This window comes from Stenotrophomonas sp. P5_A8 (genome assembly GCF_056400545.1).
In genome coordinates this window covers 16,990-41,238 of record NZ_JBFULB010000005.1, presented here as the reverse complement: position 1 = coordinate 41,238, position 24,249 = coordinate 16,990, and the positions used below count along the sequence as shown (strand labels likewise).

Genomic DNA, 24,249 nt, shown 5'->3' with positions numbered 1-24,249 from the left:
GCTCTTCGCACGCTCCAAACGGTATCGGGAGCCGGCCAGCGGCCGGCACTACTCGCACGCTCCAAACGGTATCGGGAGCCGGCCAGCGGCCGGCACTACCGGAGGCACCGACCGTTGGTCGGTACGCCGTTGCGGCCGGCGCCCGGAGGTCGGCCGTCAAACAACCGCGATCTTCGCCTTCGCCAACGCCTCGCGCACCATGCCGTCGTTCGCCTCGGTCACCGGCCGGGTCAGGTCCCACAGGAACTTCACCCGGAACCCGGATTTCACTGCGTCCTGTGCACTCCACAGCACGCAGTAATCGCGCGCCAGCCCGCACACATGCACCTCGCGGATACCGCGCTCATGCAGCCAGCCTGCCAGCCCGGTGGCCGGGCGCGTGCCGTCGGGTCCATGGTTCTCGCGGAAGGCACTGTACGAGTCCACCTGCTGGCGCGTGCCCTTGCGCAGGATCAGGTCGGCCACGGTCCAGTCCACGCCCGCGTGCAACGCCGCGCCGGCGCTGCCCTGCACGCAGTGATCGGGCCACAGCGTCTGCGGCTGCGCATGCAGCAGGATCGCTTCGAACGGAAGATGTCCCGGATGCTGGCTGGCAAAGGACGCATGGTCGGCCGGGTGCCAGTCCTGGGTTGCCACCACGGTGCGGTAGCGGCGCTGGGCCAGCAAGGCGGCAATCGGTGCCACCAGCGTGTCGCCCTGCTCGCAGGCCAGCGCGCCGCCGGGCATGAAGTCTGGCTGCAGGTCGATCACCAGCAGGGCCACATCGGCGGGAGGGGCGGCGGTCATGGCAGATCCAACACAACGAAAGCGGGGCAACCAGCGTGGCGGCCCCGCGCGCGCGCGTCAATCGCCCTTGGGCGCGTCGTTGTCCTGCCCGTAATACAGCAGGCCGATTTTGATGCGCTCACGGCCGTTTTCGCGGCGGTGGCGGTTGGCATCGCGCAGCGAGTACACGCAGCCGCAGTACTCCTGCTGATAGAACTGTTCGCGCTTGCTGATCTCCACCATGCGCGCAGCGCCGCCTCCCTTGCGCCAGTTGTAGTCCCAGTACTGGATGCCCGGATAATGCGCGGCGGCGCGATGGCCGCAGTCATTGATCTGGTTCATGTCCTTCCAGCGCGAGATGCCCAGCGAACTGCTGATCACCGCAAAGCCATGTTCATGCGCATGCAGCGCAGTACGCACGAAACGCATGTCGAAGCACATCGTGCAGCGGATGCCGCGCTCGGGCGCATTCTCCATGCCGCGGGCGCGCGCGAACCAGTGGTCGGTGTCGTAGTCGGCGTCCACGAACGGCACGCCGTGCTTCTCGGCGAAGCGGATGTTCTCCTGCTTGCGCAGCTCGTATTCGCGCGCCGGATGGATGTTGGGGTTGTAGAAGAAGATCGTGTAGTCGATCCCGGAGGCGGTGATGGCCTCCATGACTTCGCCCGAGCATGGCGCGCAGCACGAATGCAGCAACAACCGGGTGTGACCATCGGGCAGGGACAGGGTGGGGCGGTCGAGCGGGGTAACGGTGGGCATGGTCATGCGGTTCTCGTCGACCGCACCGCCGGCAACGGCGGCGGTGCGGCCCTTGGGGTCATCTACAGGCGGTGGATCAGGCAGCGTTGGCGTCGGCGTGTTCCGCGCGCAGTTGGCGTGCGGCGGCCACCAGCGCTTCCAGCGCGGCACGGGTCTCCTTCCAGCCGCGGGTCTTCAGCCCGCAGTCCGGATTGACCCAGATCTGCTCGGGCCGCAGCACTTCGGCCGCCTTGCGCAGCAGCGCTACCATCTCTTCCTTGTCCGGCACGCGCGGGGAGTGGATGTCGTACACGCCCGGCCCGATCTCGTTGGGGTACTGGAAGCGCACGAACGCATCCAGCAACTCCATGCGCGAGCGCGAGGTCTCGATGGAGATCACGTCGGCATCCATCGCCGCCACCGAATGGATGATGTCGTTGAACTCGGAATAGCACATGTGGGTGTGGATCTGGGTGGCATCGCGCACCCCGCTGGCACTGATCCGGAACGCTTCCACCGCCCAGTCCAGGTACTCGCGCCATTGCGCGCGGCGCAACGGCAGGCCTTCGCGGATCGCCGGCTCGTCAATCTGGATCACGCCGATCCCAGCCGCTTCCAGGTCCAACACCTCATCGCGCAGCGCCAGCGCGATCTGCCGGCAGGTATCGGCGCGCGACTGGTCATCGCGCACGAACGACCACTGCAGCACCGTCACCGGCCCGGTCAGCATGCCTTTCATCGGGCGGTCGGTCAGCGACTGCGCGTACTGCGACCAGCGCACCGTCATCGGTTGCGGGCGAGTGACGTCGCCGAAGATCACCGGCGGCTTGACGCAGCGCGAGCCATAGCTCTGCACCCAGCCGTTCTTGGTGAACGCGAAACCATCGAGCTGCTCGCCGAAGTACTCCACCATGTCGTTGCGCTCGAACTCGCCGTGCACCAGCACGTCCAGCCCGATCTGCTCCTGGACGCGTACGCAGTGTTCGGTCTGGGTGGCCAGGAACGCATCGTAGTCGGTATCGGAGAGCTTGCCGGACTTGTTGCGGGCACGTGCCTCGCGCACGTCCAGGGTTTGCGGGAACGAGCCGATCGTGGTGGTCGGGAAGCGTGGCAGCTTCAGTGCGCCGGCCTGCGCAAGGTGCCGCTGCGGGTACGCGCTGTGGCGCTGCGCATCGGCGGCGGTCAGGCCGGCCAGGCGTGCAGCGACGACTGACTTGTGCACGCGCGGCGACTGCCGACGCGACTCGATGCGTGCGCGCGACGCGGCCAGCCCGGCCTCGGCGTGCGGTTTGGCGTCCAGCGCATCGGCCAGAAGACGCAGTTCCTGCAGCTTCTGCTTGGAGAACGCCAGCCAGCCGCGCAGCTCGTCATCCAGCTTGGTCTCCAGGTCGAGGTCGACCGGGCTGTGCAACAGCGAGCACGACGGTGCCAGCCACAGCCGGTCGCCCAGGTGGCCATGTGCGTAGCGGGCCAGTACCAGCGCGTTGTCCAGGTGGGTGCGCCAGATGTTGCGGCCGTTGACCAGGCCGGCCGAGAGCACGCGCTCGGCCGGCAGCACCTTGAGCACGGCGTCCAGTTGTTCCGGCGCGCGCACCAGGTCCACGTGCAGGCCGTCCACTGGCAGCGCGGCGGCCAGACCAAGGTTGTCCTCGAGCGCGCCGAAGTACGTGGCCAGCAGTACCTTCGGGCGTGGTACGCCGGACAGCACCGCATACGCGTGTTCGAACGCGGCGCGCGCGCTGTCGTCCAGGTCTTGCACCAACACCGGCTCGTCCAGCTGCACCCACTGCGCGCCCGCCGCTTTCAGCCCGGCCAGCACCTCGGCATACACCGGCAGCAGCGCATCCAGCAGGTCCAGCGCCGGGCTGCCGTCCACGGTCTTGGACAGCAGCAGGAAACTGACCGGTCCCAGCAGCACCGGTCGCGTCTCGATGCCCAGCGCCTTGGCCTCGCGATACTCGGCCAGCGGCTTGTCGCTGCGCAGCGCGAAGCCCTGGCCGGCCTGCAGCTCGGGCACCAGGTAGTGGTAGTTGGTATCGAACCACTTGGTCATTTCCAGGGCGTGCAGGTCATGGCCATCGCGCTGCACGCCGCGGGCCAGGGCGAAGTACCCGGCCAGCGGCTCGGCGTCGGCCAGCGCGCGGTAGCGGGCGGGGATCGCGTCGAACAGGAAGGCGGTGTCCAGCACCTGGTCGTAAAAGCTGAAATCGTTGCTCGGCGGCACATCCACGCCGGCCTCGCGCTGCAGTTGCCAGTGGCGCGCACGCAGCTCGCGAGCGGTGGCCTGCAGTGCATCGGCCGAGCGTTCGCCGGCCCAGTACTGTTCAAGCGCCCGCTTCAGTTCGCGCTTGGCGCCGATGCGGGGAAACCCCAGGTTGGTAACGGTGGTCATGGAACGTGTCCTCATTGCAGTAGCGGCATTGAGGAACGAAGGAACCGCGCGCCGACCACGCCATTGCTGCCGTGCCCGCCCCGCCAGCGACCTTCGCCCCCGCGGGCGAACCGGATGTCGTGGAGCGGACGCACGGGGGCAGCGCCACGCGGACGGCATGGCGGCAGGCCCCGGCAACCTCCCCGCGGACGTTCCAGGTCGAATCAGGGGACGGTCGTGTCCCCCGGCCGGGGCCGGTATTCGGGCTGATGGACACAGGCGCGCTGCGCCTACCTACTACCTGCCGCTTCCCAGGCGGTCAGGCCCAGTGCTGTTGGCAGGATTCGTTTCCATTCACCGCTGCGGGGCAGCTCCGGAATGGGCGCGCGAGGCGCCTTCACCGGATTCCCGTTTAAATCCATCCCTTCATCTGCATGAAGCGATGGATACCTTCGGCCCGCACAAGGTAGGCCGAAGGCGGGCGGTGGTCAAGGGGCGTCAGGACGGGAGTGATGCAGGGGGACGTCACGGACGATGCGATGTCGTCGGCAGCGAGCGCCGCTCAGGCCGCGTGGTGGTAAGGCTCGATGCGCGCCAGGACGTCGGCCAGTTCGTCCCTGGCCGTGGCCGCGTCGTGGGCCATCTGCAGGTTGAGCCAGAAGGCATCGCTGGTGCCGAAGAAGCGCGCCAGTCGCAATGCCGTGTCGGCGGTGATGCTGCGCCGGCCCGCGATGATCTCGCCGATGCGGGTCTGCTTCACATCGATGGACTTGGCCAGGCGGTAGGCCGTCATGCCGAACGGGGTGAGGAACTCCTCCTGCAGGATTTCACCCGGGTGCGGATAGGGAATCGAACGCATGTAGGCAGTCCTCAGTGGTAGTCGCAAAGCTCTACGTCGGCAGGGCCTGCATCGGTCCATGTGAAGCACAGTCGGTACTGGTCGTTGACCCGAATGCCGTGCTGACCCGCACGATTGGCACGCAGTGGCTCCAGTCGATTGGCTGGTGGAATGCGCAGGTCATCAAGCCGAACGGCGGCATCCAGCATGGCGAGCTTCCGCAGTGCAACGCGTTGGATATCCTGGAATTTCCGGATGCGCCTACCGATGAACACGCTCTTGGTAGTGATGCACCGGAAAGAGACGATGGGCATGACGAATTTCCGTGATTTTCATGATATCGCTCGGCAGTAGTATCGTCAATCGAGACTATTTGGATCCATTCCTTCGCACGCCGGTTTATCAGACAGGCCTCGCTCTTGATGCTCTCGGAGATTTGCGTACGCGAATGCGCATGCGGTCACGTCAGCGCGGCGCGAGTCATCGATTTCAGGTATCGATCCTGCGGGTTCGTCGGGCTCGGGGTTTCCGCGCAGGCGCCGCCCTGCTGAAGCCGTCTGTTTTCGTCACCACCGCATCGTTTTTGCAAACCCAGGGAACCTGCTTACGCGCCAGGTCCCACTGCATCCGCCGCGCCGCTGGCTGCGTATCTGCCCACGACCCCCACGTGGAGCCACGCATGCGCCGTCCCCCGATGCCCTCGTTGCTGTTGCTGCTGCTGTGCCCGGTGCTGCCCGCCGCCGCGCAGCAGGTGCAACGCCAGGAAGGCCGCGCCTACGCGCCGGCCGATGGCCGCCTGCTGTATCGCGAGACCCACTGGTTGCAGGGGCCGCCGTCTGCACGCGCGCGGCTGGTGCTGTACCGCTGCGCCGACGGGCGCGCCTTCGCGCGCAAGTGGATGACCCCGCAAGGCAACGCGCAGACCCCGGACTTCGCCTTCGAGGATGCCCGCAACGGCTACCAGGAGGGTCTGCAAGGCAGTGCCGCCGGGCGCACCGTGTACGTGCGGGAAGGTGCAAGCGCCGAGCGGGTCAGCCGTGCCATCGCGATTCCGTCCGATGCGGTGGTCGATGCCGGTTTCGACGCGGCCGTGCTCGGCCACTGGGAGGCCCTGCAGGCCGGGCGCCCGGTGGCCTTCCAGTTCCTGCTGCCCAGTCGCCAGCGGCTGGTCCCGCTGAAGCTGCAGCGCAGTGCGGCGGTGAGCTGGCAGGGTCAACCGGCCGAACAGCTGCAGATGCGCCTGGATGCCTGGTTCGGCTTTGCGGTGCCGGCGGTGAACCTGGTGTATGCCCGCAACAGTCCGCGCCTGCTGCAGTTCAGCGGCACCGGCAACGTGCGTGATGAGCGCGGCCGCTACCCGCAGGTGCGGGTGGAGTTCCCCGAGGCGCCGGTCGCTGCGACCGCCGCAGAACTGGGCGCGGCACGCCAACAGCCGCTGGTGCGCACATGCAGCGGTTGAACGCCCCCTTGCAGAGCGCGTCCGCAGCGACGACGATGCACTCTGTCCCCCTGCCGACATTGAGCCTGCGATGCCTGAGCTGGACACTGCCGAATCCGGCGCCGCGCGGCGCCTTGATGACCTGCTCGGCCGGGTCGCCGCTGGCGATCGCCAGGCATTCGAGTCGGTCTACCAGTTGGCGTCGGGGCGCCTGTTCGCGATCTGCCTGCACGTGCTGCGCGACCGCAGCGATGCCGAAGAGGTGCTGCAGGACGTATTTACCCGTGTCTGGCACAAGGCTGCGCAGTTTGATCGTGCCAAGGCGGGGGCCATGACCTGGTTGTCGATGATGGCGCGCAACCGCGCGATCGACCGCCTGCGCGCGGCGCCCCCACGTCCGCTGGATGATCTGTCGGTGGCCGATGAAATTCCCGATTTCGCCCCGCAACCGGCGCAGGTGGCCGAACAGGCCTCCGATCGACAGCGCTTGGACGGCTGCCTGGACACGCTGGAACCGCGTCGGCGCTCGCTGATCCGGTTGGCGTTCCTGGAGGGCGCCAGCTATGAGGAACTGGCGCGCCGGATCGGCTCGCCGCTGGGCTCGGTGAAGAGCTGGATCCGCCGCGGCCTGGGCCAACTGCGGGTGTGCCTGGAACAATGAACCTCCGCGACGGCCACGATCTGCCTGACGACGGCCAGCCGCCCAGTGCCGACATCCTGGCCGGCGAGTACGTGCTCGGCGTGCTCGACGCGGACCAGCGGGCGGACGTGGAACGTCGCATCGCCAGCGACCCCGGATTTGCCCGGCTGGTGACGCAGTGGGAACACCGCCTGGCCCCGATGCTGGACGCGATGGGCAGTGAAGTGGTCCCGGCGCATCTGTGGCCGCGCATCCGCACCTCGCTGGGCTGGTCGTCGGTATCGACGAATGCACCACGTGCGTGGCAGCGCACCGGATTCTGGCAGGGCATGACCGCGTTGGCGGCCGTGGTGGCGCTGGTGGCGGTATTCAGCCGTCGCGACCTGGAGCCGGTGACGCCGGTGACCACGCCGGTGGCGGTCACACCGACCGCGCCGCCGACACCCGCCGAACCGCAGCAGGCGACCCGACCGGTCACCCCGTTGCTGCATGACGATGGCAGCCCCGGCTGGCTCGCGTCGGTGGACAAGGCCCAGGGCAAGGTGCTGATGGTGCCGGTGCCGACGGCCGCCGATGCGGCCGGACGCGCGCCCGAGCTGTGGCTGATTCCCGCCGGCGGCACGCCACGCTCGCTGGGCCTGGTGTCCATCAACCGCGCCCACACCGTGACGGTGCCCGATGCACTGCGTGATGCGCTGGTGAACGGATCTGTGCTCGCGGTCACGTTGGAGCCGGCCGGCGGTGCGCCGCAGGGTGTCCCGACCGGGCCGATTGTTGCCAAAGGCGACATCGCCACGCTGTAAAACGCGATTTATTTCCGGATTCGTGCATCCGGATGGCCCTGATTCCCGTATCTCCTGACAAGAACGCCAGGAGATGCGCGAAATGTCGGCCGGACCCGCCACTGCTGCAGCACGCAAGCCCCGACGTGGCCCTTGGGCCACCGTGCGGCGCTGGTTCGATACCAGTGCCGACACGCCGGTGGCAGCCGAGGCGGCCACGCGCGTGGACTGGCTGCGCGCGATCCCGTTCGCGGCAATGCACCTGGCCTGCTTCGCCGTCATCTGGGTGGGCGTGTCGTGGGTAGCGGTCGCTGTGGCGGTGGCGCTGTACGCCGTGCGCATGTTCGCGATCACCGCCTTCTACCATCGCTACTTCTCGCACCGCACCTTCCGCACCTCGCGCGTGGTGCAGTTCGTGTTCGCGCTGATCGGTGCCGCCAGCGTGCAGCGGGGGCCGCTGTGGTGGGCCGCGCACCATCGCAACCACCATCGCCACACCGATACCGCCGCCGATCCGCATTCGCCCTCGGTGCATGGCTTCTGGTGGAGCCACATGGGCTGGTTCCTCACCACTGAAGGGTTCCGCACCGACTGGGACCGCATCCCGGACCTGGCCAAGTATCCCGAACTGCGCTGGCTGGACCGCTTCGACACCCTGGTGCCGGTCGCGTTGGCGGCCGCGTTGTTCGGCCTGGGCACGCTGCTGGAACACATCGCGCCCTCGTGGGGCACCAGTGGCGGACAGATGCTGGTGTGGGGCTTCTTCATTTCCACCATCGTGCTGTTCCACGCCACGGTGACGATCAACTCACTGGCGCACCGGTTCGGCCGGCAGCGCTTTGCCACCGGCGACGACAGCCGCAACAACCTGTGGCTGGCGCTGCTGACCTTCGGCGAAGGCTGGCACAACAACCACCATTTCTTCCCGGGCACCGCACGCCAGGGTTTCTACTGGTGGGAAGTGGACGTCACCTGGTACGGCCTGCGGCTGATGGCCGCGCTTGGCCTGGTGCGCGATCTCAAGCCGGTTCCGGCCTGGGTGCTGACCAAGGCGGAGCACTGACATGCGCATCGCAGTCATCGGATCGGGCATCGCCGGCCTTGCCAGTGCCTGGTGGCTGGGCCAGCAGCACGAAGTGACGCTGTTCGAGGCCAACGACTATCTCGGCGGCCACACGCACACCCATCAGGTACACGTGGACGGCCGCACGCAGGCGGTGGACACCGGTTTCATCGTGTTCAACCCGCTGCACTACCCGCTGTTGAGCGCGTTGTTCGATGAGCTCAACGTCGCCTCGCAGCCGACCACGATGAGTTTTTCGGTGCATAGCGAGCGCAGTGGGCTGGAATACAACGCCACCTCGCTGGACGGACTGTTCTGCCAACGCCGCAACCTGGTCTCGCCGCGCTTCTGGGGCATGCTGGCCGACCTGCGCCGCTTCTATCGCGAGGCGCCCGCGCTGCTGCTCGGTGACGACGAGGGCCCGTCGCTCGGCGACTACCTGAGCGCCGGCAAGTACGGCCGTGCGTTCATCGATGAGCACCTGCTGCCGATGGCCTCTGCGCTGTGGTCCTCGCCGACCGCCAGCCTCACCGCGTTCCCCGCGCGCTACCTGGTGCAGTTCATGGCCAACCACCAGATGCTGCAGGTCAGCGGCCGGGCGCCGTGGCGGGTGGTGCAGGGCGGGTCGTCGCGCTACATCGAGGCGATGCGCCGGCGCTGGCAGGTCCGCGAGCGGCTGGATTGCCGGGTGTTCGGGGTGGAGCGTCACGAACATGGCGTGCGCGTGCACAGTGCGGCCGGGCTGGAGGGGTTCGACCAGATGGTGCTGGCCTGCCACAGCGACCAGGCGCTGGCGCTGCTCTCCGATGCGGACGCGGCCGAACGCAGCGTGCTCGGCGCGATCCGCTACCAGCCCAACGAGGTCGTCCTGCATACCGATGCAAGCCTGCTGCCCCGCAACCGCAAGGCGTGGGCGGCGTGGAACGCGCATGTGCCGGCCAGCCCGCTGGCGCCGTGCACGGTCAGTTACCTGATGAACCAGCTGCAGGGCATCGATACGCCCACGCCGCTGGTGGTCACCTTGAACCGCACCGCGGCGATCGACCCGAGCAAGGTGCTGCGCCAGCTGCAGTACGCCCATCCGGTGCACGACCATGCCATGGTGCGTGCGCAGCAGCGCTGGGCCGAGATCCAGGGACGGCGCCGCACCTGGTTTGCCGGCGCGTACTGGGGCTGGGGCTTCCACGAAGACGGCATCCGCAGTGCGCGGCGCGTGGTCGATGCGCTGCAGACGCTCGATGCCGAGTCGTATTGGCCGCTGTCGCAGGCCCTGCCGGCATGACCGCCAGTGCGCTGTATCGCGGTCGGATGCGCCATCGCCGGCACGCGCCGCACGCGCACGCCTTCGGCTATCCGGTGGCGCAGCTGCTGCTCGACCTGGATGAGCTGGACACCGTGTTCCAACGGCGCTGGCTGTGGTCGGTGGGTCGCCGCAACGTGGCCGAGTTCCGCCGCAGCGACTATCTCGGCGATCCCGATCAGCCACTGGCCGATGCAGTCCGTGCGCGCATCACCGAGGCATTGGGCCGCGCGCCATCGGGGCCGATCCGCCTGCTCACCCACCTGCGCTACGCCGGCCATGTGTTCAACCCGGTCAGCTTCTACTACTGCTACGCCGCCGACGGCATCACGCTGGAGTGCATCGTTGCCGAAATCACCAACACGCCGTGGAAAGAGCGGCACGCCTACGTGCTGCCGGTGACCAGTGCCGATGCCCAGGGCCGCGCGCTGGCCTGGGAATTCGACAAGCAGTTCCACGTGTCCCCGTTCATGCAGATGGACTGCCGCTACCGCTGGCGCTTTACCGCCCCGGGCGATGACCTGCACGTGCACATGCAGGTCTGGCGCGAGGGGACGCGCCAGTTCGACGCCGACCTGGTGCTGCAGCGGCGTCCCCTTACCGGTGCCGGCCTGGCCGGCGTGCTGCTGCGCTATCCGCTGATGACCCTGCAGGTGGTGGCGGCCATCCATTGGCAGGCCCTGCGGCTGTGGCTCAAGCGCAACCCCGTCCACGACCACCCTTCGCTTGCTGGAAAACGCCCATGAACGACATGACCCGGCCTGCCGCGCTGCCGATGCCCAGCGCGCTGGAGCGCTTCCTGCGCACGCGCCTGCTGGCCCAGCTCGCCCCGCTGCACGATGGCTGCCTGCAGCTGCGCGATGCGGCCGGCGACGTGCTGCTGGGCGATCCCGCCGCGCCGTTGCGCGTCACCGTGTGGGTGGACGATCCGGCGTTCTACCGCGCGGTGGCCGCGCAGGGCAGCGTCGGTGCCGGCGAGGCCTACATCCGTGGCGACTGGCGGTGCAGCGACCTGGTCGCGCTGGTGCAGTTGCTGGTGCGCAACCGCGACCTGCTCGATGGCATGGAGCGTGGCGTGGCGCGCGTGGGCGGCTGGCTGCTCAAAGGCTGGAACCGGCTGCGCCGCAACACCCGCGAAGGCAGCCGCCGCAACATCGCCGCGCACTACGACCTGGGCAATCCGTTCTTCTCGCTGTTCCTGTCCAGCGACCTGATGTACTCCTCGGCCCTGTATGCCGCGCCCAGCGACCCGCTGGAGGTCGCCTCGCGACGCAAGCTGGCGCGCATCTGCGAGCAGCTGCAGCTCACCGCCGAGGACCACGTGGTCGAGATCGGTACCGGCTGGGGCGGCTTCGCGCTGTACGCCGCCGCCGAGATCGGCTGCCACGTCACCACCACCACCATCTCGGTGGAGCAGTACACGTTGGCCAAAAAGCGCGTCGAAGCGGCCGGCCTGCAGGACAAGGTGACGCTGCTGCTCAAGGACTACCGCGACCTGGAAGGCCAATACGACAAGCTGGTCTCCATCGAGATGATCGAGGCGATCGGCGCGCAGTACCTGGACACCTACTTCGGCACGCTCACCCGCCTGCTCAAGCCGGACGGGCTGGCCCTGCTGCAGGCCATCACCATCGAAGACCAGCGCTACGAACAGGCGCGGCGCAGCGTGGACTACATCAAGCGCTTCGTGTTCCCCGGCAGCTTCATTCCCTCGATCAACGCGATCATCGCCGCCAAGACCCGCAGCAGCGATCTGCAGTTGATCGGCCAGCACGACTTTGGCCAGTCCTACGCGCTGACCCTGCGCGACTGGCGGCAGCGCTTTCTGGCGCAGCTGCCGGCGGTGCGGGCGCAGGGCTTCGATGAGCGTTTCATCCGGATGTGGGAGTTCTACCTGGCCTACTGCGAAGGCGGCTTCCTGGAACGTTCGATCGGCGTCTCGCACCTGCTGATGGCGCGCCCGGGCCATCGCCCGCCGCTGGCCGGAACGGCCGCCTGAGATGCTGCGCTTCTGGGCCAACGTGATCGGCAACCAGCTGGTGTGGCTGTGTGCGGTGATCGGCGCGGGGCACGGCCTGCGCTGGCCGGCGCTGCTGGCGGCGGCGGTGTACGTGGGCAGCCAGCTGGCGCTGTCGCCGCAGCCCGGTGTCGAGATCCGGCTGCTCGGCGTGGCCCTGCTGTGCGGGCTGCTGGTGGATGGCGTGGCTGCCGGCTCGGGCTGGGTGCGGTACGCCGCCGGCAACGATCCGGCCTGGCTGGCGCCGGTGTGGATCCTGGCACTGTGGGCCGCGTTCGCGATGACCCTGACGGTGTCCTTTGCCGTGCTGCAGCGGCACCTGCGCATCGCCGCCCTGGTCGGTCTGCTGCTGGCACCGCTGGCGTACCTGTCCGCCGCCCGTGGCTGGGCATCGGTGAGCTTCAGTGAACCGCACTGGCGCGGCGTGGTCCTGCTCGGCATCGGCTGGTCGATGGCGTTGCCCTTGTTGGCGGCCTGCGCGCGCCACTGGCAGCGCACGCCCTCGCGCCCCCTTACTGATGGATCGGGAGAACACGCATGAAGCTGTTGTGGTGGGTGTGGCTGTATGCCGCGGTGATCATGAGCTGGGGGTGGTGGTGGCAGCGTCGCCACCAGAACATCGGCGTGGTCGATGTGCTCTGGGCCAAAGGCGTGGGCGCCTCGGCGCTGCTGCTGGCCCTGCTTGGCGACGGTGCCGCCGCGCCGCGCATCACCCTGGCGGTGCTGGGCGGGCTGTGGGGATCGCGGCTGGCCCTGCATCTGTGGCACCGCGTACGCAGCGAACCCGAGGATGGGCGCTACCAGCACCTGCGCAAGCACTGGAATGGCCACCAAGGCAAGATTTTCGGCTTCTTCCAGTTCCAGGCGCTGTTGATCGTGCTGTTCGCGCTGCCGTTCGTGGCGGTCACCCACAACCCGCAGCGCGATGGGATCGGCTGGATCATCGGCGCGGTGGCGGTCTGGCTGCTCAGTGTCGGTGGCGAAGCCATCGCCGACCGCCAGCTGGCGCGCTTCCGTGCCAATCCGGCCAACAAGGGCAAGACCTGCCGCGACGGCCTGTGGCGCTACTCGCGCCATCCCAACTACTTCTTCGAATGGCTGCACTGGTTCACCTACGTGCTGCTGGCGGTGCAGTCGCCGCTGTGGTGGCTGGCGTGGTCCGGCCCGCTGGTGATGTACGTGTTCCTGCGCTGGGTGAGCGGCATTCCGTTCACCGAGGCGCAGGCGCTGCGGACGCGCGGTGAGGACTACCGCGAGTACCAGCGCACCACGCCGATGCTGTTCCCCTGGTTTCCCTCCCGCACATCGCACCCCCGCAAGGAGCCGTCCCCGTGAATGCCGCCAGTGACTACCTGCCCGCGCCCGACCACGCCGCAGGCCTGACCGGCCTGGCCGAGCGCGGCCTGCTGCCAGACGCGCTGCTGCGCCTGGGTATCCGCCGCCAATGCGAGCAGCGCCTGCGCGAGGAACTGGCCGGTGGCCAGGAGGCACAGTCGCAGCGTTTCGCCGAGCGCATCGCCGGGCTCTCGCACAGCGCGGTGGCGCTGCACGTGGATGCCGCCAACCGCCAGCACTACGAAGTGCCGGCGCGCTTCTTCGAGCTGTGCCTGGGCAAGCGCTTCAAGTACAGCAGCTGTTACTACCCCACCGGCACCGAGACCCTGGACGAAGCGGAAGAGGCGATGCTGGCGCTGTACGGGCAACGCGCGCAGCTTGCCGATGGCCAGGACATCCTGGAGTTGGGCTGCGGCTGGGGCTCGCTGACGCTGTGGATGGCCGAGCACTATCCGAATGCGCGCATCACCGCCGTGTCCAACTCCAACAGCCAGCGCGAGCACATCCAGGCGCAGTGCCGCCTGCGCGGCCTGGTCAACGTCACCGTGCTCACCCGCGACGTCAACCACCTCACGCTGGGCGCAGGGACGTTCGACCGCTGCGTCTCCATCGAAATGTTCGAGCACATGCGCAACTACCAGCAGCTGCTGCAGCGCATCCACGGCTGGCTGCGTCCGGAGGGCAAGCTGTTCGTGCACATCTTCGTGCATCGCACGCTGATGTACCCCTTCGAGACCGACGGCGAAGACAACTGGATGGGCCGCCATTTCTTCACCGGTGGCCTGATGCCGGCCGCCGATACCCTGCTGTGCTTCCAGCAGCACCTGCACCTTCAGCAGCGCTGGCTGCTCGACGGTACCCATTACGAACGCACCGCCAACCATTGGCTGGCCAACCAGGATCGCGAGCGCGATGCCGTGCTGGAGGTCATGCGCCAATGCTACGGCGCGCCGTCGGCAGCGCTGTGGGCGCAGCGCTGGCGCATGTTCTGGATGGCCTGTGCCGAACTGTTCGGTTACCAGAATGGCCAGCAGTGGCAAGTGGCCCATTACCTGTTCGCCCGCCCGTGAACATCCCACGTCCCCCGAGGAAATCGCCATGTCGATCCGTGCCGTCGTTCCGCTGCTGCTGGCCAGCCTGATGCTAGGCTGCGGCGGCAACACCCGTCCCATCCCACCGGTGGCCGAAGTGGACGTACCGCGCTTCATGGGCGACTGGTACGTCATCGCGCATATCCCCAGCCGACCCGAGCGCAACGCCTTCGATGCGGTCGAGTCGTATGCACTGCGCCCGGACGGTCGCATCCAGACTACCTTCCGCTACCGCAAGGGCAGCTTCGATGCACCGGTCAAGACCATGCATCCGGTTGGCACGGTGAAGCCGGGCACGAACGGGGCCGAGTGGGGCATGCAGTTCATCTGGCCGATCAAGGCCGAGTACGTGATCGTCTACCTGGACGCGGACTACCAGCAGACCATCGTCGGACGCAGCAAGCGCGATTACGTGTGGCTGATGTCGCGCACGCCGAAGATGTCCGACGCCGACTACAACAAGGCCACCGCCCGTATCGCCGCGCTCGGCTACGACCTGTCCAAGCTGCGGCGGGTACCGCAGTCCGGCGGCGTGAAGCAGCCGTAACGGCGGCGCCGTTCTCAGGCCCTGAGAAGACCGTCGGCGATACTGTCCCCCTGGCCCCGCTTGAACATCCCGTCACCGTGCGGGCACACGCGGGCGCCACACTGCAGCAGCACGGAGGCGCCGGAGGCCCACGGACGGGGGCATGCGCGGGCAGGGCGCGCGGTGGGTGGACAGAGGGCGCGACGTGGCGGACAAGTACTGCGATCTGGTCATGAAGGGCGGCATCACCAGCGGCATCGTGTATCCCAACGCGGTGCTGTCGCTGGCCCGCCAGTACCGCTTCAAGAACATCGGCGGCACCTCGGCCGGGGCGATCGCCGCGGCCGTTGCCGCGGCCGCGGCGTGTGGCGACCGTCGTCGCCACAGCGGCGAGGCGGTGGCCGATGAGGTGGGCTTCCCCGGGCTGGCGGCGGTATCGGCGCAACTGTCCACGCGCGGCTTCATCTACAGCCTGTTCCAGCCAGCCCCCGGCGCGCGCACCGCCTACCGGCTGCTGGTGATGCTCACCGGCAAATCCAGCCTGCCGCGCAAGATCGCCTGCCTGCTCGCGGCGGTGTTCGCGATCGCACCGCTCGAACTGCTGGCCTCCCTGGTCGTCCTGCTCGGTATCGGCTGGCTGGCCGCCGGCGTGGACGGGGTACTGGCCACGTTGCTGCCGTCGCTGCTGTGCGCGTACGGCGCCGGCGTGCTGGCGTCGGCGCTGCGGGTGGCACGGGTGGCGCGGCGCAACCTGCTCGGCCTGTGCGATGGCAGCACCCAGGCCGGCGCTGCCACGCCCGCGCTGACCGACTGGCTGCACGAGCGCCTGCAGACGCTGTCGGGCAAACCCCTGGGACAACCGCTGACCTTTGGCGACCTGCACCAGGCGCCACGCTACCTCGGCGAACCCGCTGCCGAGCAGGCGATCAGCCTGAAGATGATCACCACCTGCATCTCGCATACCGAGCCGCGCACGCTGCCGTTCAGTGCCGCGCACTTCTGGTTCGTGCGCGAGGAGTTCGCCCAGCTGTTCCCGGCCAGCGTGGTGGACTGGCTGATGGCACAGGCCGGCGCGCCCGAGCACATCGACGGGCGCGACTATTACCGCCTGGTGGATGGGGACCGGCTGCCGGTGCTGGTGGCCACGCGCATGAGCCTGAGCTTCCCGCTGCTGATCAGCGCGGTGCCGTTGCATGAGCCGGCGCGACGCGAGCGGCGTTGTGAGCCCGCGGTGGAGACAGCAACGAGACGCGAAAAGAGTACCGTCGCCGAGAGCATGGAAGGGCTGACCCGCGGCGGGCAGAACTGCGGCCCGGCGATCACCGCCTTCCGCGTGTGCTGGTTCTCCGATGGCGGCATCAGCAGCAACTTCCCCATCCACCTGTTCGACGCCGCGTTGCCACGCTGGCCCACCTTCGGCATCAACCTGGTGTATCCGCGCCATGCCGACGCGGTCAGCGTGCTGGACATGGGCAAGGACCCGATCGAACAGGCGGTGTTCCTGCCCACCGAAAACCGCCAGGGCTGGCAGCGCAGCTACCATGCCATCGCCCAGCCGCTCGCCGCGGCGGAGATGGCCGGCTTCCTGTTTTCCATCGTGTCGACCATGCAGAACTGGCGCGACGTGCTGCAGGCCCGCGCGCCCGGTTACCGCGACCGCATCGTGCACGTATCGCTGCACGGCGACGAAGGCGGCATGAACCTGGACATGCCGCAGGATGTGCTTGGCCGCATCGCCGCCAAGGGCAGCGTGGCCGGTGAACGCTTCTGCGGGTTCTCCTTCCAGAACCACTACTGGATCCGCTGGCGCAACCTGGCCTCGGCCTACCAGCGCTACACGCTGGAAATCGCGCGCACCGACGACCCCGACCAGCGTGTGGCGGCCTGGACCGACGCCTACCAGACCGTGGCCCTCGGCGAACCGCCCCCGCCGTCGTACCGGCTGACCTCGGAGGACAAACGGCGTGAATCGCAGCGGTTGTGGCGGCACATGGTCGAGCAGGGCCAGCACTGGGAAGACCTCGGCCCGGACCTCACCGAAGGCGCCCCGCGCCCGCTGCCGCAGATGAAGGTCACGCCGATTTATTGAGCCGGGACAGCGCGCTTCCCGATCCGGTAAAACCGACCGTTGGTCGGCTGCTCTTCGCACCGGGGTCGAACCTTCCTGGCGTCGGAGGGTAGTCGACCAACGGTCGACTCTACGGTGGGGTCGAACCTTCCTGGCGTCGGAGGGTAGTCGACCAACGGTCGACTCTACGGTGGGTCGAGCCTTCCTGGCGCTGGATGCAAGTCGGCCAACGGTCGACTCTACCTGCGGCCGGGCAGCTGCGCGAAGGCGCGTTGCATGCAATCTTCGCGCGGGCACACCCGGCAGCCCGGCCCGATCGACACCGAGTTGCCCGGGCTCTGGATGTCCAGGCCGCGCGAATAGATCAGCCGCTCGGCATGCTGCAGATCGCAGCCCAGCGCCACGGCGAAGGTCTTGCGCGGCTGCCCATGCCCGATCGGACCGCTGCTTACCTGCCGCGCCAGCCAGAAGTGGCGGCGCCCGTCGGGCATGCGCGCGGTCTGGGTCAGCACCCGGCCGGGCTGGTTGAACGCCTCGTAGACGATCCACAGCGGGCACGAGCCGCCCACCTGTGAGAAGTGGAAATCGGTGGCCGAATGCCGCTTGGAGACATTGCCGGCGCGGTCCACGCGGATGAAGAAGAACGGCAGGCCGGGTGCGCTGCGTCGCGCCAGCGTGCTCAAGCGATGGCAGACGGCCTCGAAGCCCACGCCGAAGCGATGGGCCAGCGCATCGATGTCGTAGGCGCTGTGCTCGGCGGCGCGCAGGAACTGCGCATACGGCATCACCAGTGCACCCGCGAAGTAGTTGGACATGCCGATCCGCGCCTGCGCGATCTGCTCGGCGTCGCGGAAGCCCGCGCGCGCGATCACCGCATCGATCTGCGCTGCATAGCCCAGCAACGCCAGCTCGGCCGCCATCTGGAACGCCTGCTGGCCCGGTTCCAGATAGTCCGGCAGCCACAGCGTGCGGCTGCCGCCATCGTAGACCCGCTTCTCGCGCCCGGCCTGCAGCGGCGCCACTTCGGCCAGCACGCCGTGGCGGTCGGCCAGCAGCTGGCGCAGGCGGGGGGCGACATGCCCGGCCACCAGCCCCCACTCGCCGAACAACTGCTCGGCCAGGTCGTCCAGCTCGGGGATGTGGTTGTGCATGCGGTTGAAGAAGTCGCGCACCTGGTCCCCGGCCGGTAACGCCTGCCCGGCATGCACATCGCCCAGCTGGAACTCCAGCGCGGCGGCATGCTCGCGCAGCATCAGGTGCCGGCGGTGCAGGTCGAGCAGGGCGCGGCTCACCTGTGGCAGGTTGCCGGCCATCGCGCGCAGCTCGGTGCTGCTTACATCGTCCAGGCCCAGGTCGCGCAGCGTCTCGCCGAGCGCCTCCTGCAGCGCGCCGGGCTCATCTACGTCGAACAGGTCGGTAACGTCGCCCAATACCTCACGCAGCCTGGCCTGCACCGCGGGGGTGAGCGGGCGCTTGTTACGCTCGATCTGGTTCAGGTAACTGGCCGACAACCCCAATGCCCGCGCCAGCGCGATCTGGCTGTAGCCGCGCTGCTCGCGCAGCTTGAGCAGGCGCAGGCCGATCTGGCGTTGGACGGGCTGGCTATTCACAGAATTCACAAGAATCGTAGCGGGCATTGGCCAGATTAAGCGCATACAGGCCGGAAATCGAGGGTGGCACTGTGAATAATGCCAACAACTTTCGACCCGCCGGGATTGTCCATGACTGTTGCAGCGCCCCGTATCCGCATGTTGATCGATGGCCAGTTCATCGAATCGACCAGCTCGCATTGGCAGAACGTGGTCAACCCGGCCACCCAGGACGTGCTGGCCCAGGTGCCGTTCGCCACCCCCGGTGAAGTCGATGCCGCCGTGGCCTCTGCCAAAGAAGCCTTCAAGACCTGGCGCAAGACCCCGATCGGCACCCGCGCGCGCATCTTCCTGAAGTACCAGCAGCTGATCCGCGAGAACATGAGCGAGCTGGCCCACATCCTCAGCGCCGAGCAGGGCAAGACCGTGCCGGACGCCGAAGGCGATGTGTTCCGCGGCCTGGAAGTGGTCGAGCACGCTGCCGCCATCGGCAACCTGCAGCTCGGCGAACTGGCCAACAACGTGGCCAACGGCGTGGACACCTACACCCTGCTGCAGCCGCTGGGCGTGTGCGCGGGCATCACCCCGTTCAACTTCCCGGCGATGATTCCGCTGTGGATGTTCCCGATGGCCATCGCCACCGGCAACACCTTCATCCTCAAGCCGTCCGAACAGGACCCGATGGTCACCATGCGCCTGGTCGAACTGGCGCTGGAGGCGGGCATTCCCAAGGGCGTGCTCAACGTCGTCCACGGCGGCGAAGACGTGGTCAACGCGATCTGCGACCACCCGGATATCAAGGCCGTCTCGTTCGTCGGTTCCACCCGCGTCGGCACCCACGTGTACAACCGCGCCTCGCTGGCCGGCAAGCGCGTGCAGTGCATGATGGGCGCCAAGAACCACGCCGTGGTGCTGCCGGACGCGAACAAGGAACAGAGCCTCAACGCGATGGTTGGCGCTGCCTTCGGGGCCGCCGGTCAGCGCTGCATGGCCGCCTCCACCCTGGTGCTGGTCGGCGAAGCGCGGGAGTGGGTGCCGGACCTGGTCGCCAAGGCGAAGACGCTCAAGGTCAGCGCGGGCAGCGTCAGCGGTACCGATGTCGGCCCGGTGATTTCCTGCGCCGCGCGTGAACGCGTCGAAGGCCTGATCGCCTCGGGCGTGGAGCAGGGCGCCAAGCTGGTGCTCGACGGCCGCAACCCGCAGGTGGACGGCTTCGAGAAGGGCAACTTCGTTGGCCCGACCATCTTCGCCGGCGTCACCCCGGGCATGCGCGTGTACGACGAGGAAATCTTCGGGCCGGTGCTGGTGATCCTGGAAGCGGAGACGCTGGAAGACGCCATCGCACTGATCAACGCCAACCCGAACGGCAATGGCACCGCGCTGTTCACCCAGTCCGGTGCGGCCGCGCGCAAGTTCCAGGAAGACATCGACGTCGGCCAGGTCGGCATCAACGTGCCGATCCCGGTGCCGGTGCCGCTGTTCTCGTTCACCGGTTCGCGCGCGTCCAAGCTCGGCGACCTGGGCCCGTACGGCAAGCAGGTGGTGATGTTCTACACCCAGACCAAGACGATCACCTCGCGCTGGTTCGATGACGAGACGCTGGGTCATGGCGTCAACACCACCATCAGCCTGAAGTAAGCAACAACGGAGTTCGACCATGAGCCACTCGATGACGACGGAACTCGACGAAGCGCAGCAGGCCTATAGAGAAGCCGCGCGCGACTTCGCCCAGGCCGAACTGGCGCCGCACGCCGCGCGATGGGATGCGGAGGGCATCTTTCCGCGCGAGGCGATCGCCAAGGCAGGGGAACTCGGGTTCTGCGGTTTGTACATGGACCCCGAGGTAGGTGGCAGCGGCTTGAGCCGTCTGGATGCCGCCGTCGTCATCGAGGAGCTCGCCAACGTGGATCCGTCCACGGCGGCCTATGTCAGCATCCACAACATGGCGTCGTGGATGGTGGCCAAGTGGGGCCAGGAGAGCCTGCGTGCGGAGTGGGGTGCAGACCTCTCGTCCGGCACCAAGCTGGCTTCGTACTGCCTGACCGAGCCAGGTGCCGGCTCGGATGCAGCCTCGCTGAAGACCAGCGCGGTGCGCGATGGCGACCACTACGTGTTGAATGGGTCCAAGGCCTTCATCTCCGGCGCCGGTGCCACCGAACTGCTGGTGGTGATGGCGCGCACCGGCGGTGCCGGCGCAGGTGGCATCAGCGCGATCGCGGTGCCGGCCGACCTGCCGGGCATCAGCTACGGCCGCAAGGAAGAGAAGATGGGCTGGAACAGCCAGCCCACCCGCGGCATCACCTTCGAGAACGTGCGCGTCCCGGTCAGCCACCTGTTGGGAGAGGAGGGTGGCGGCTTCAAGCTGGCCATGAAGGGTCTGGATGGCGGGCGGATCAACATCGCCGCCTGCTCGCTGGGTGCGGCCCAGGGCGCACTGGATGCGGCGCGCCGCTACATGGGCGAGCGCCGCCAGTTCGGCAAGGCGCTGGCCGAGTTCCAGGCATTGCAGTTCAAGCTGGCCGACATGGCCATCGAACTGGTCGCCGCGCGCCAGATGGTGCACACCGCCGCGCGCAAGCTCGATGCCGGGGCCAGCGATGCCAACGTGTGGTGCGCCATGGCCAAACGTTTCGCTACCGATGCCGGTTTCAACATCTGCAACGAGGCGCTGCAGATCCACGGTGGCTACGGCTATATCCGCGAATACCCGATCGAACGTCTGCTGCGCGATTCGCGCGTGCACCAGATCCTGGAAGGCACCAACGAGATCATGCGGGTGATCGTGGCCCGCCACCTGCTCAACACCGAAGAGGAACTGCGATGATGGATTGGCGTACGCATGAACATGTCGGCCTGAAGGTCGAGGCCGACGGCCACGTCGCGGTCATCACGCTCAACAAGCCGCCGGCCCACACCTGGACCGTGCACAGCTTGTCCGCGCTGCGCGACCTGGTTGGTGCGCTCAATGCCGACAAGGCCATCTACGCCCTGGTGATCACCGGTGACGGCGAGAAGTTCTTCTCGGCCGGTGCCGACCTGAAGCAGTTCGCGTCAGGCGACAAGGCTGCCGCACGCGAAGCCGCACGCCGCTTCGGTGAAGCCTTTGAAGCCTTGTCCGGTTTCCGTGGCGTGTCCATCGCCGCGATCAACGGCTATGCGATGGGCGGCGGCCTGGAATGTGCGCTGGCCTGCGACCTGCGCATCATCGAAGAACACGCCCAGGTTGCATTGCCGGAGGCCACCGTCGGCCTGCTGCCGTGCGCCGGCGGCACCCAGAACCTGCCGCGCCTGGTCGGCGAAGGCTGGGCCAAGCGCATGATCCTGCTCGGCGAGCGCATCGATGCAGACACCGCGCTGCGCATCGGCCTGGTCGAAGAGAAGGTCGGCAAGGGTGCCGCCAAGGCGCTGGCGCTGGAGTGGGCGCACAAGGCCGGCAAGCAGAGCCCGACCAGCATCGCCGCCTGCAAGACCCTGGTGCAGGCCACCCGCACCGGCACCCATGGCTCGGCGCTGGTGGCCGAGCGCGAAGCCTTCGTCGATCTGTTCGACAGCGCCGACCAGGTCGAGGGCGTGAGCGCCTTCCTGGAAAAGCGCGCCGCGCAGTGGAAGAACGCATGAGCAGCGCCGACGCCAGCGACGAAGCACCGGTGCTGTTCGAAGAGCGCGCTGCCGACAATGGCACGCGCATCGGCATCGCCACGCTCAATGCCCCGCGCACGCTCAATGGCTTCTCGTTGCCGATGGCGCACCTGCTGCGCGAGCGGCTGCAGGCCTGGGCCAACGATGACGGCATCGCGTTGGTGGTGTTGCAGGGCGCGGGCGAGAAAGCCTTCTGCGCCGGCGGTGACCTGCACAGCCTGTATCGCAGCATGGTCGACTACCGCGCCAGCGGCAGCACCGACATCCGCGACAACGTCTATGCCGCCGAATTCTTCGACGTCGAGTATCGCGTCGATTACGCCATCCACACCTATCCCAAGCCGATCCTGTGCTGGGGCCATGGCATCGTCATGGGCGGTGRCATCGGACTGATGTCCGGCGCCAGCCACCGCGTGGTCAGCGAGCGCTCCAGGCTGGCGTTCCCTGAGATCACCGTGGGCCTGTTCCCCGACGTGGGCGGCAGCTGGTTGCTGCCGCGCGTGCCGGGCCGGGGCGGCTTGTTCCTGGCGTTGACTGGCGCACCGCTCAATGCCGGCGATGCCATCTATGCCGGCCTGGCCGATATCCACATCGCCGAGGCGCAGCGCGAGGCCGTGCTCGCCGCCCTCGCCGAGGTGCATTGGAGCACCGAGGCCAAGCGTAACCACGACCAGCTCAGCGCACTGCTGCAGCAGCATGCCAGCGACGCGGCCACCGGCCCGCTGCTGCGCAACGCGGCCGCCATCGATGCGCTGTGTGACGGCGACGATGTGGTTGCCATCGTCGATGCGGTCCTCGCGTTGGAGACCGAGGACGCCTGGCTGAAAACCGCACAGGCCATGCTCGCCGCCGGTGCGCCCGGCTCGGCCCGGCTTGCCTTCGAGCTGCAGCGCCTGGCCGAGGGCCTGTCGCTGGCCGAGGTCTATCGCCTCGAGTACATCGCCGCCCTGCATGCCGCCGCCCACGGCGATTTCGCCGAAGGCATCCGCGCCCTGTTGATCGACAAGGACCGCAACCCGCAGTGGCAGCCACGCGCCCTGGCTGACGCCACCGCGCCGTGGGCCCAGACCTTCTTCGCATCCCCCTGGTCTGACGCCGCGCATCCGCTCGCCGACCTCGGTACCACCGTTCCTGAAAGGAGCCTCGCATGAGCCGTATTGCATTCATCGGGTTGGGCAACATGGGTGGCCCGATGGCCGCCAACCTGGCCAAGGCTGGCCACGCCGTGCGCGTGTTCGACCTGGTGCCTGCCGCCGTGCAGGCGGCGGTCGACGCCGGCGCCGCCGCCGCGCACTCCGCGCTGGATACGCTGACCGACGCCGAGATCGTGATCTCAATGCTGCCGGCCAGCCGCCATGTCGAAGGTGTCTACCTCGGTGATGATGGCCTGCTCGCCGACATCCCCGGCGGCGCGCTGGTCATCGACTGCAGCACGATCGCCCCGGCCACCGCGCGCAAGGTCGCCGAGGCCGCTGCCGCGCGTGGCCTGCAGATGCTGGACGCGCCGGTCTCCGGCGGCACCGCCGGCGCCCAGGCCGGCACCCTTACCTTCATCGTCGGTGGCGAAGCCGATGCGCTCGAGCGCGCGCGCCCGTTGCTGCAGGCGATGGGCAAGAACATCTTCCACGTTGGTGCCAGCGGTGCCGGCCAGGTCGCCAAGCTGTGCAACAACATGGCCCTTGGCGTGATCATGGCCGTGACCGGCGAATCGATCGCCCTCGGCGTGGCCCACGGGCTGGACCCGAAGGTGCTCTCGCAGATGATGGCGGTCAGCACCGGCCGCAGCTGGGCCACCGAAGTGTGCAACCCGTGGCCGGGTGTACTCGAAAACGCACCGGCATCGCGCGGCTACAGCGGCGGTTTCGGCAGTGACCTGATGCTCAAGGACATGGGCCTGGCGGTGGAAGCGGCGATGAGCGTCGGTGCCTCCATCCCGCTGGGCGAACTGGCCCGCAACCTGTATTCGATGAACCACCAGGCCGGCCGCGGCAAGCTGGATTTCTCCAGCGTCGTGCAGCTGATCGCGAACGAAAAATAACGGGTGGTGCC

General features: G+C 68.0%; 23 protein-coding genes and 1 riboswitch. Of the genes, 17 read left to right on the top strand and 6 right to left on the bottom strand.

What is annotated here, in order from left to right; all coding sequences use genetic code 11:
• Window positions 1-156: 156 nt before the first annotated feature.
• The 5 genes from pncA to AC1DQP_RS00815 all read right to left on the bottom strand — a co-directional run bounded on the left by pncA (window position 157) and on the right by AC1DQP_RS00815 (window position 5,026).
• The gene (pncA, locus tag AC1DQP_RS00835) at window positions 157-786 is read right to left on the bottom strand and encodes a bifunctional nicotinamidase/pyrazinamidase (protein ID WP_457318279.1); all 630 of its coding nucleotides are present in this window, start codon (window positions 784-786) and stop codon (window positions 157-159) included.
• 57 nt (window positions 787-843) lie between these two features.
• Window positions 844-1,530 (bottom strand): epoxyqueuosine reductase QueH, encoded by a 687-nt coding sequence (locus AC1DQP_RS00830; RefSeq protein ID WP_478050950.1) that lies wholly within the window; start codon window positions 1,528-1,530, stop codon window positions 844-846.
• Between the two features lie 70 nt (window positions 1,531-1,600).
• Window positions 1,601-3,895: a 5-methyltetrahydropteroyltriglutamate--homocysteine S-methyltransferase gene (gene metE, locus AC1DQP_RS00825; RefSeq protein WP_457318253.1), complete on the bottom strand. Its 2,295-nt coding sequence runs from the start codon at window positions 3,893-3,895 to the stop codon at window positions 1,601-1,603.
• Between the two features lie 214 nt (window positions 3,896-4,109).
• A riboswitch (cobalamin riboswitch) is annotated at window positions 4,110-4,344 on the bottom strand.
• A gap of 92 nt (window positions 4,345-4,436) precedes the next feature.
• On the bottom strand, window positions 4,437-4,733 hold the full coding sequence (locus tag AC1DQP_RS00820; RefSeq protein WP_457318252.1) for a HigA family addiction module antitoxin: 297 nt from the start codon (window positions 4,731-4,733) through the stop codon (window positions 4,437-4,439).
• Window positions 4,734-4,744: 11 nt separating this feature from the next.
• Window positions 4,745-5,026, bottom strand: coding sequence for a type II toxin-antitoxin system RelE/ParE family toxin (locus AC1DQP_RS00815; protein ID WP_457318251.1), 282 nt, complete (start codon window positions 5,024-5,026; stop codon window positions 4,745-4,747).
• A gap of 365 nt (window positions 5,027-5,391) precedes the next feature.
• On the opposite strand from AC1DQP_RS00815, the gene AC1DQP_RS00810 reads away from it, so the two are divergent.
• From AC1DQP_RS00810 to AC1DQP_RS00755, 12 genes are all read left to right on the top strand, one after another.
• Complete coding sequence (locus AC1DQP_RS00810; protein ID WP_457318250.1) at window positions 5,392-6,171, top strand: hypothetical protein; 780 nt, start codon at window positions 5,392-5,394, stop codon at window positions 6,169-6,171.
• A gap of 70 nt (window positions 6,172-6,241) precedes the next feature.
• Complete coding sequence (locus AC1DQP_RS00805; protein ID WP_256775228.1) at window positions 6,242-6,811, top strand: sigma-70 family RNA polymerase sigma factor; 570 nt, start codon at window positions 6,242-6,244, stop codon at window positions 6,809-6,811.
• The gene (locus tag AC1DQP_RS00800) at window positions 6,808-7,593 is read left to right on the top strand and encodes an anti-sigma factor (RefSeq protein WP_457318249.1); all 786 of its coding nucleotides are present in this window, start codon (window positions 6,808-6,810) and stop codon (window positions 7,591-7,593) included. Before AC1DQP_RS00805 ends, AC1DQP_RS00800 begins: the two co-directional genes overlap by 4 nt.
• An 82-nt stretch (window positions 7,594-7,675) precedes the next feature.
• Window positions 7,676-8,635, top strand: a complete 960-nt coding sequence (locus AC1DQP_RS00795; protein WP_457318248.1) for an acyl-CoA desaturase — start codon at window positions 7,676-7,678, stop codon at window positions 8,633-8,635.
• A gap of 1 nt (window position 8,636) precedes the next feature.
• A complete protein-coding gene (locus AC1DQP_RS00790) occupies window positions 8,637-9,917 on the top strand; it encodes an NAD(P)/FAD-dependent oxidoreductase (RefSeq protein WP_457318247.1) in 1,281 nt (426 codons plus the stop codon).
• Complete coding sequence (locus AC1DQP_RS00785) at window positions 9,914-10,681, top strand: DUF1365 domain-containing protein (protein WP_457318246.1); 768 nt, start codon at window positions 9,914-9,916, stop codon at window positions 10,679-10,681. The genes AC1DQP_RS00790 and AC1DQP_RS00785 overlap by 4 nt, the downstream gene beginning before the upstream one ends.
• A complete protein-coding gene (locus tag AC1DQP_RS00780; RefSeq protein WP_256775223.1) occupies window positions 10,678-11,934 on the top strand; it encodes an SAM-dependent methyltransferase in 1,257 nt (418 codons plus the stop codon). The genes AC1DQP_RS00785 and AC1DQP_RS00780 overlap by 4 nt, the downstream gene beginning before the upstream one ends.
• A 1-nt stretch (window position 11,935) precedes the next feature.
• Window positions 11,936-12,493 (top strand): DUF2878 domain-containing protein, encoded by a 558-nt coding sequence (locus AC1DQP_RS00775; RefSeq protein WP_457318245.1) that lies wholly within the window; start codon window positions 11,936-11,938, stop codon window positions 12,491-12,493.
• Entirely contained in the window at window positions 12,490-13,287 is a 798-nt protein-coding gene (locus AC1DQP_RS00770) for a DUF1295 domain-containing protein (protein WP_256775221.1), read from the top strand. The genes AC1DQP_RS00775 and AC1DQP_RS00770 overlap by 4 nt, the downstream gene beginning before the upstream one ends.
• The gene (locus AC1DQP_RS00765) at window positions 13,284-14,357 is read left to right on the top strand and encodes a cyclopropane-fatty-acyl-phospholipid synthase family protein (RefSeq protein ID WP_457318244.1); all 1,074 of its coding nucleotides are present in this window, start codon (window positions 13,284-13,286) and stop codon (window positions 14,355-14,357) included. The genes AC1DQP_RS00770 and AC1DQP_RS00765 overlap by 4 nt, the downstream gene beginning before the upstream one ends.
• A 28-nt stretch (window positions 14,358-14,385) precedes the next feature.
• The gene (locus AC1DQP_RS00760; RefSeq protein ID WP_256775219.1) at window positions 14,386-14,925 is read left to right on the top strand and encodes a lipocalin family protein; all 540 of its coding nucleotides are present in this window, start codon (window positions 14,386-14,388) and stop codon (window positions 14,923-14,925) included.
• A 142-nt stretch (window positions 14,926-15,067) separates the two neighbouring features.
• The gene (locus tag AC1DQP_RS00755) at window positions 15,068-16,993 is read left to right on the top strand and encodes a patatin-like phospholipase family protein (protein ID WP_478050949.1); all 1,926 of its coding nucleotides are present in this window, start codon (window positions 15,068-15,070) and stop codon (window positions 16,991-16,993) included.
• A 218-nt stretch (window positions 16,994-17,211) separates the two neighbouring features.
• On the opposite strand, the gene AC1DQP_RS00750 is transcribed toward AC1DQP_RS00755, so the two are convergent.
• A complete protein-coding gene (locus AC1DQP_RS00750) occupies window positions 17,212-18,582 on the bottom strand; it encodes a helix-turn-helix domain-containing protein (RefSeq protein ID WP_457318242.1) in 1,371 nt (456 codons plus the stop codon).
• Between the two features lie 111 nt (window positions 18,583-18,693).
• Between AC1DQP_RS00750 and AC1DQP_RS00745 the strand changes: the two genes are divergently transcribed.
• The 5 genes from AC1DQP_RS00745 to mmsB are packed head-to-tail and all read left to right on the top strand — an operon-like array spanning window position 18,694 to window position 24,238.
• Entirely contained in the window at window positions 18,694-20,199 is a 1,506-nt protein-coding gene (locus AC1DQP_RS00745) for a CoA-acylating methylmalonate-semialdehyde dehydrogenase (RefSeq protein WP_457318241.1), read from the top strand.
• A gap of 19 nt (window positions 20,200-20,218) precedes the next feature.
• A complete protein-coding gene (locus tag AC1DQP_RS00740; protein ID WP_256775215.1) occupies window positions 20,219-21,385 on the top strand; it encodes an acyl-CoA dehydrogenase family protein in 1,167 nt (388 codons plus the stop codon).
• On the top strand, window positions 21,382-22,179 hold the full coding sequence (locus AC1DQP_RS00735) for an enoyl-CoA hydratase (protein WP_457321617.1): 798 nt from the start codon (window positions 21,382-21,384) through the stop codon (window positions 22,177-22,179). The genes AC1DQP_RS00740 and AC1DQP_RS00735 overlap by 4 nt, the downstream gene beginning before the upstream one ends.
• The gene (locus AC1DQP_RS00730) at window positions 22,176-23,351 is read left to right on the top strand and encodes an enoyl-CoA hydratase/isomerase family protein (RefSeq protein ID WP_478050948.1); all 1,176 of its coding nucleotides are present in this window, start codon (window positions 22,176-22,178) and stop codon (window positions 23,349-23,351) included. Before AC1DQP_RS00735 ends, AC1DQP_RS00730 begins: the two co-directional genes overlap by 4 nt.
• Entirely contained in the window at window positions 23,348-24,238 is an 891-nt protein-coding gene (mmsB, locus tag AC1DQP_RS00725; RefSeq protein ID WP_478050947.1) for a 3-hydroxyisobutyrate dehydrogenase, read from the top strand. Before AC1DQP_RS00730 ends, mmsB begins: the two co-directional genes overlap by 4 nt.
• The last annotated feature ends 11 nt before the right edge of the window (window positions 24,239-24,249 follow it).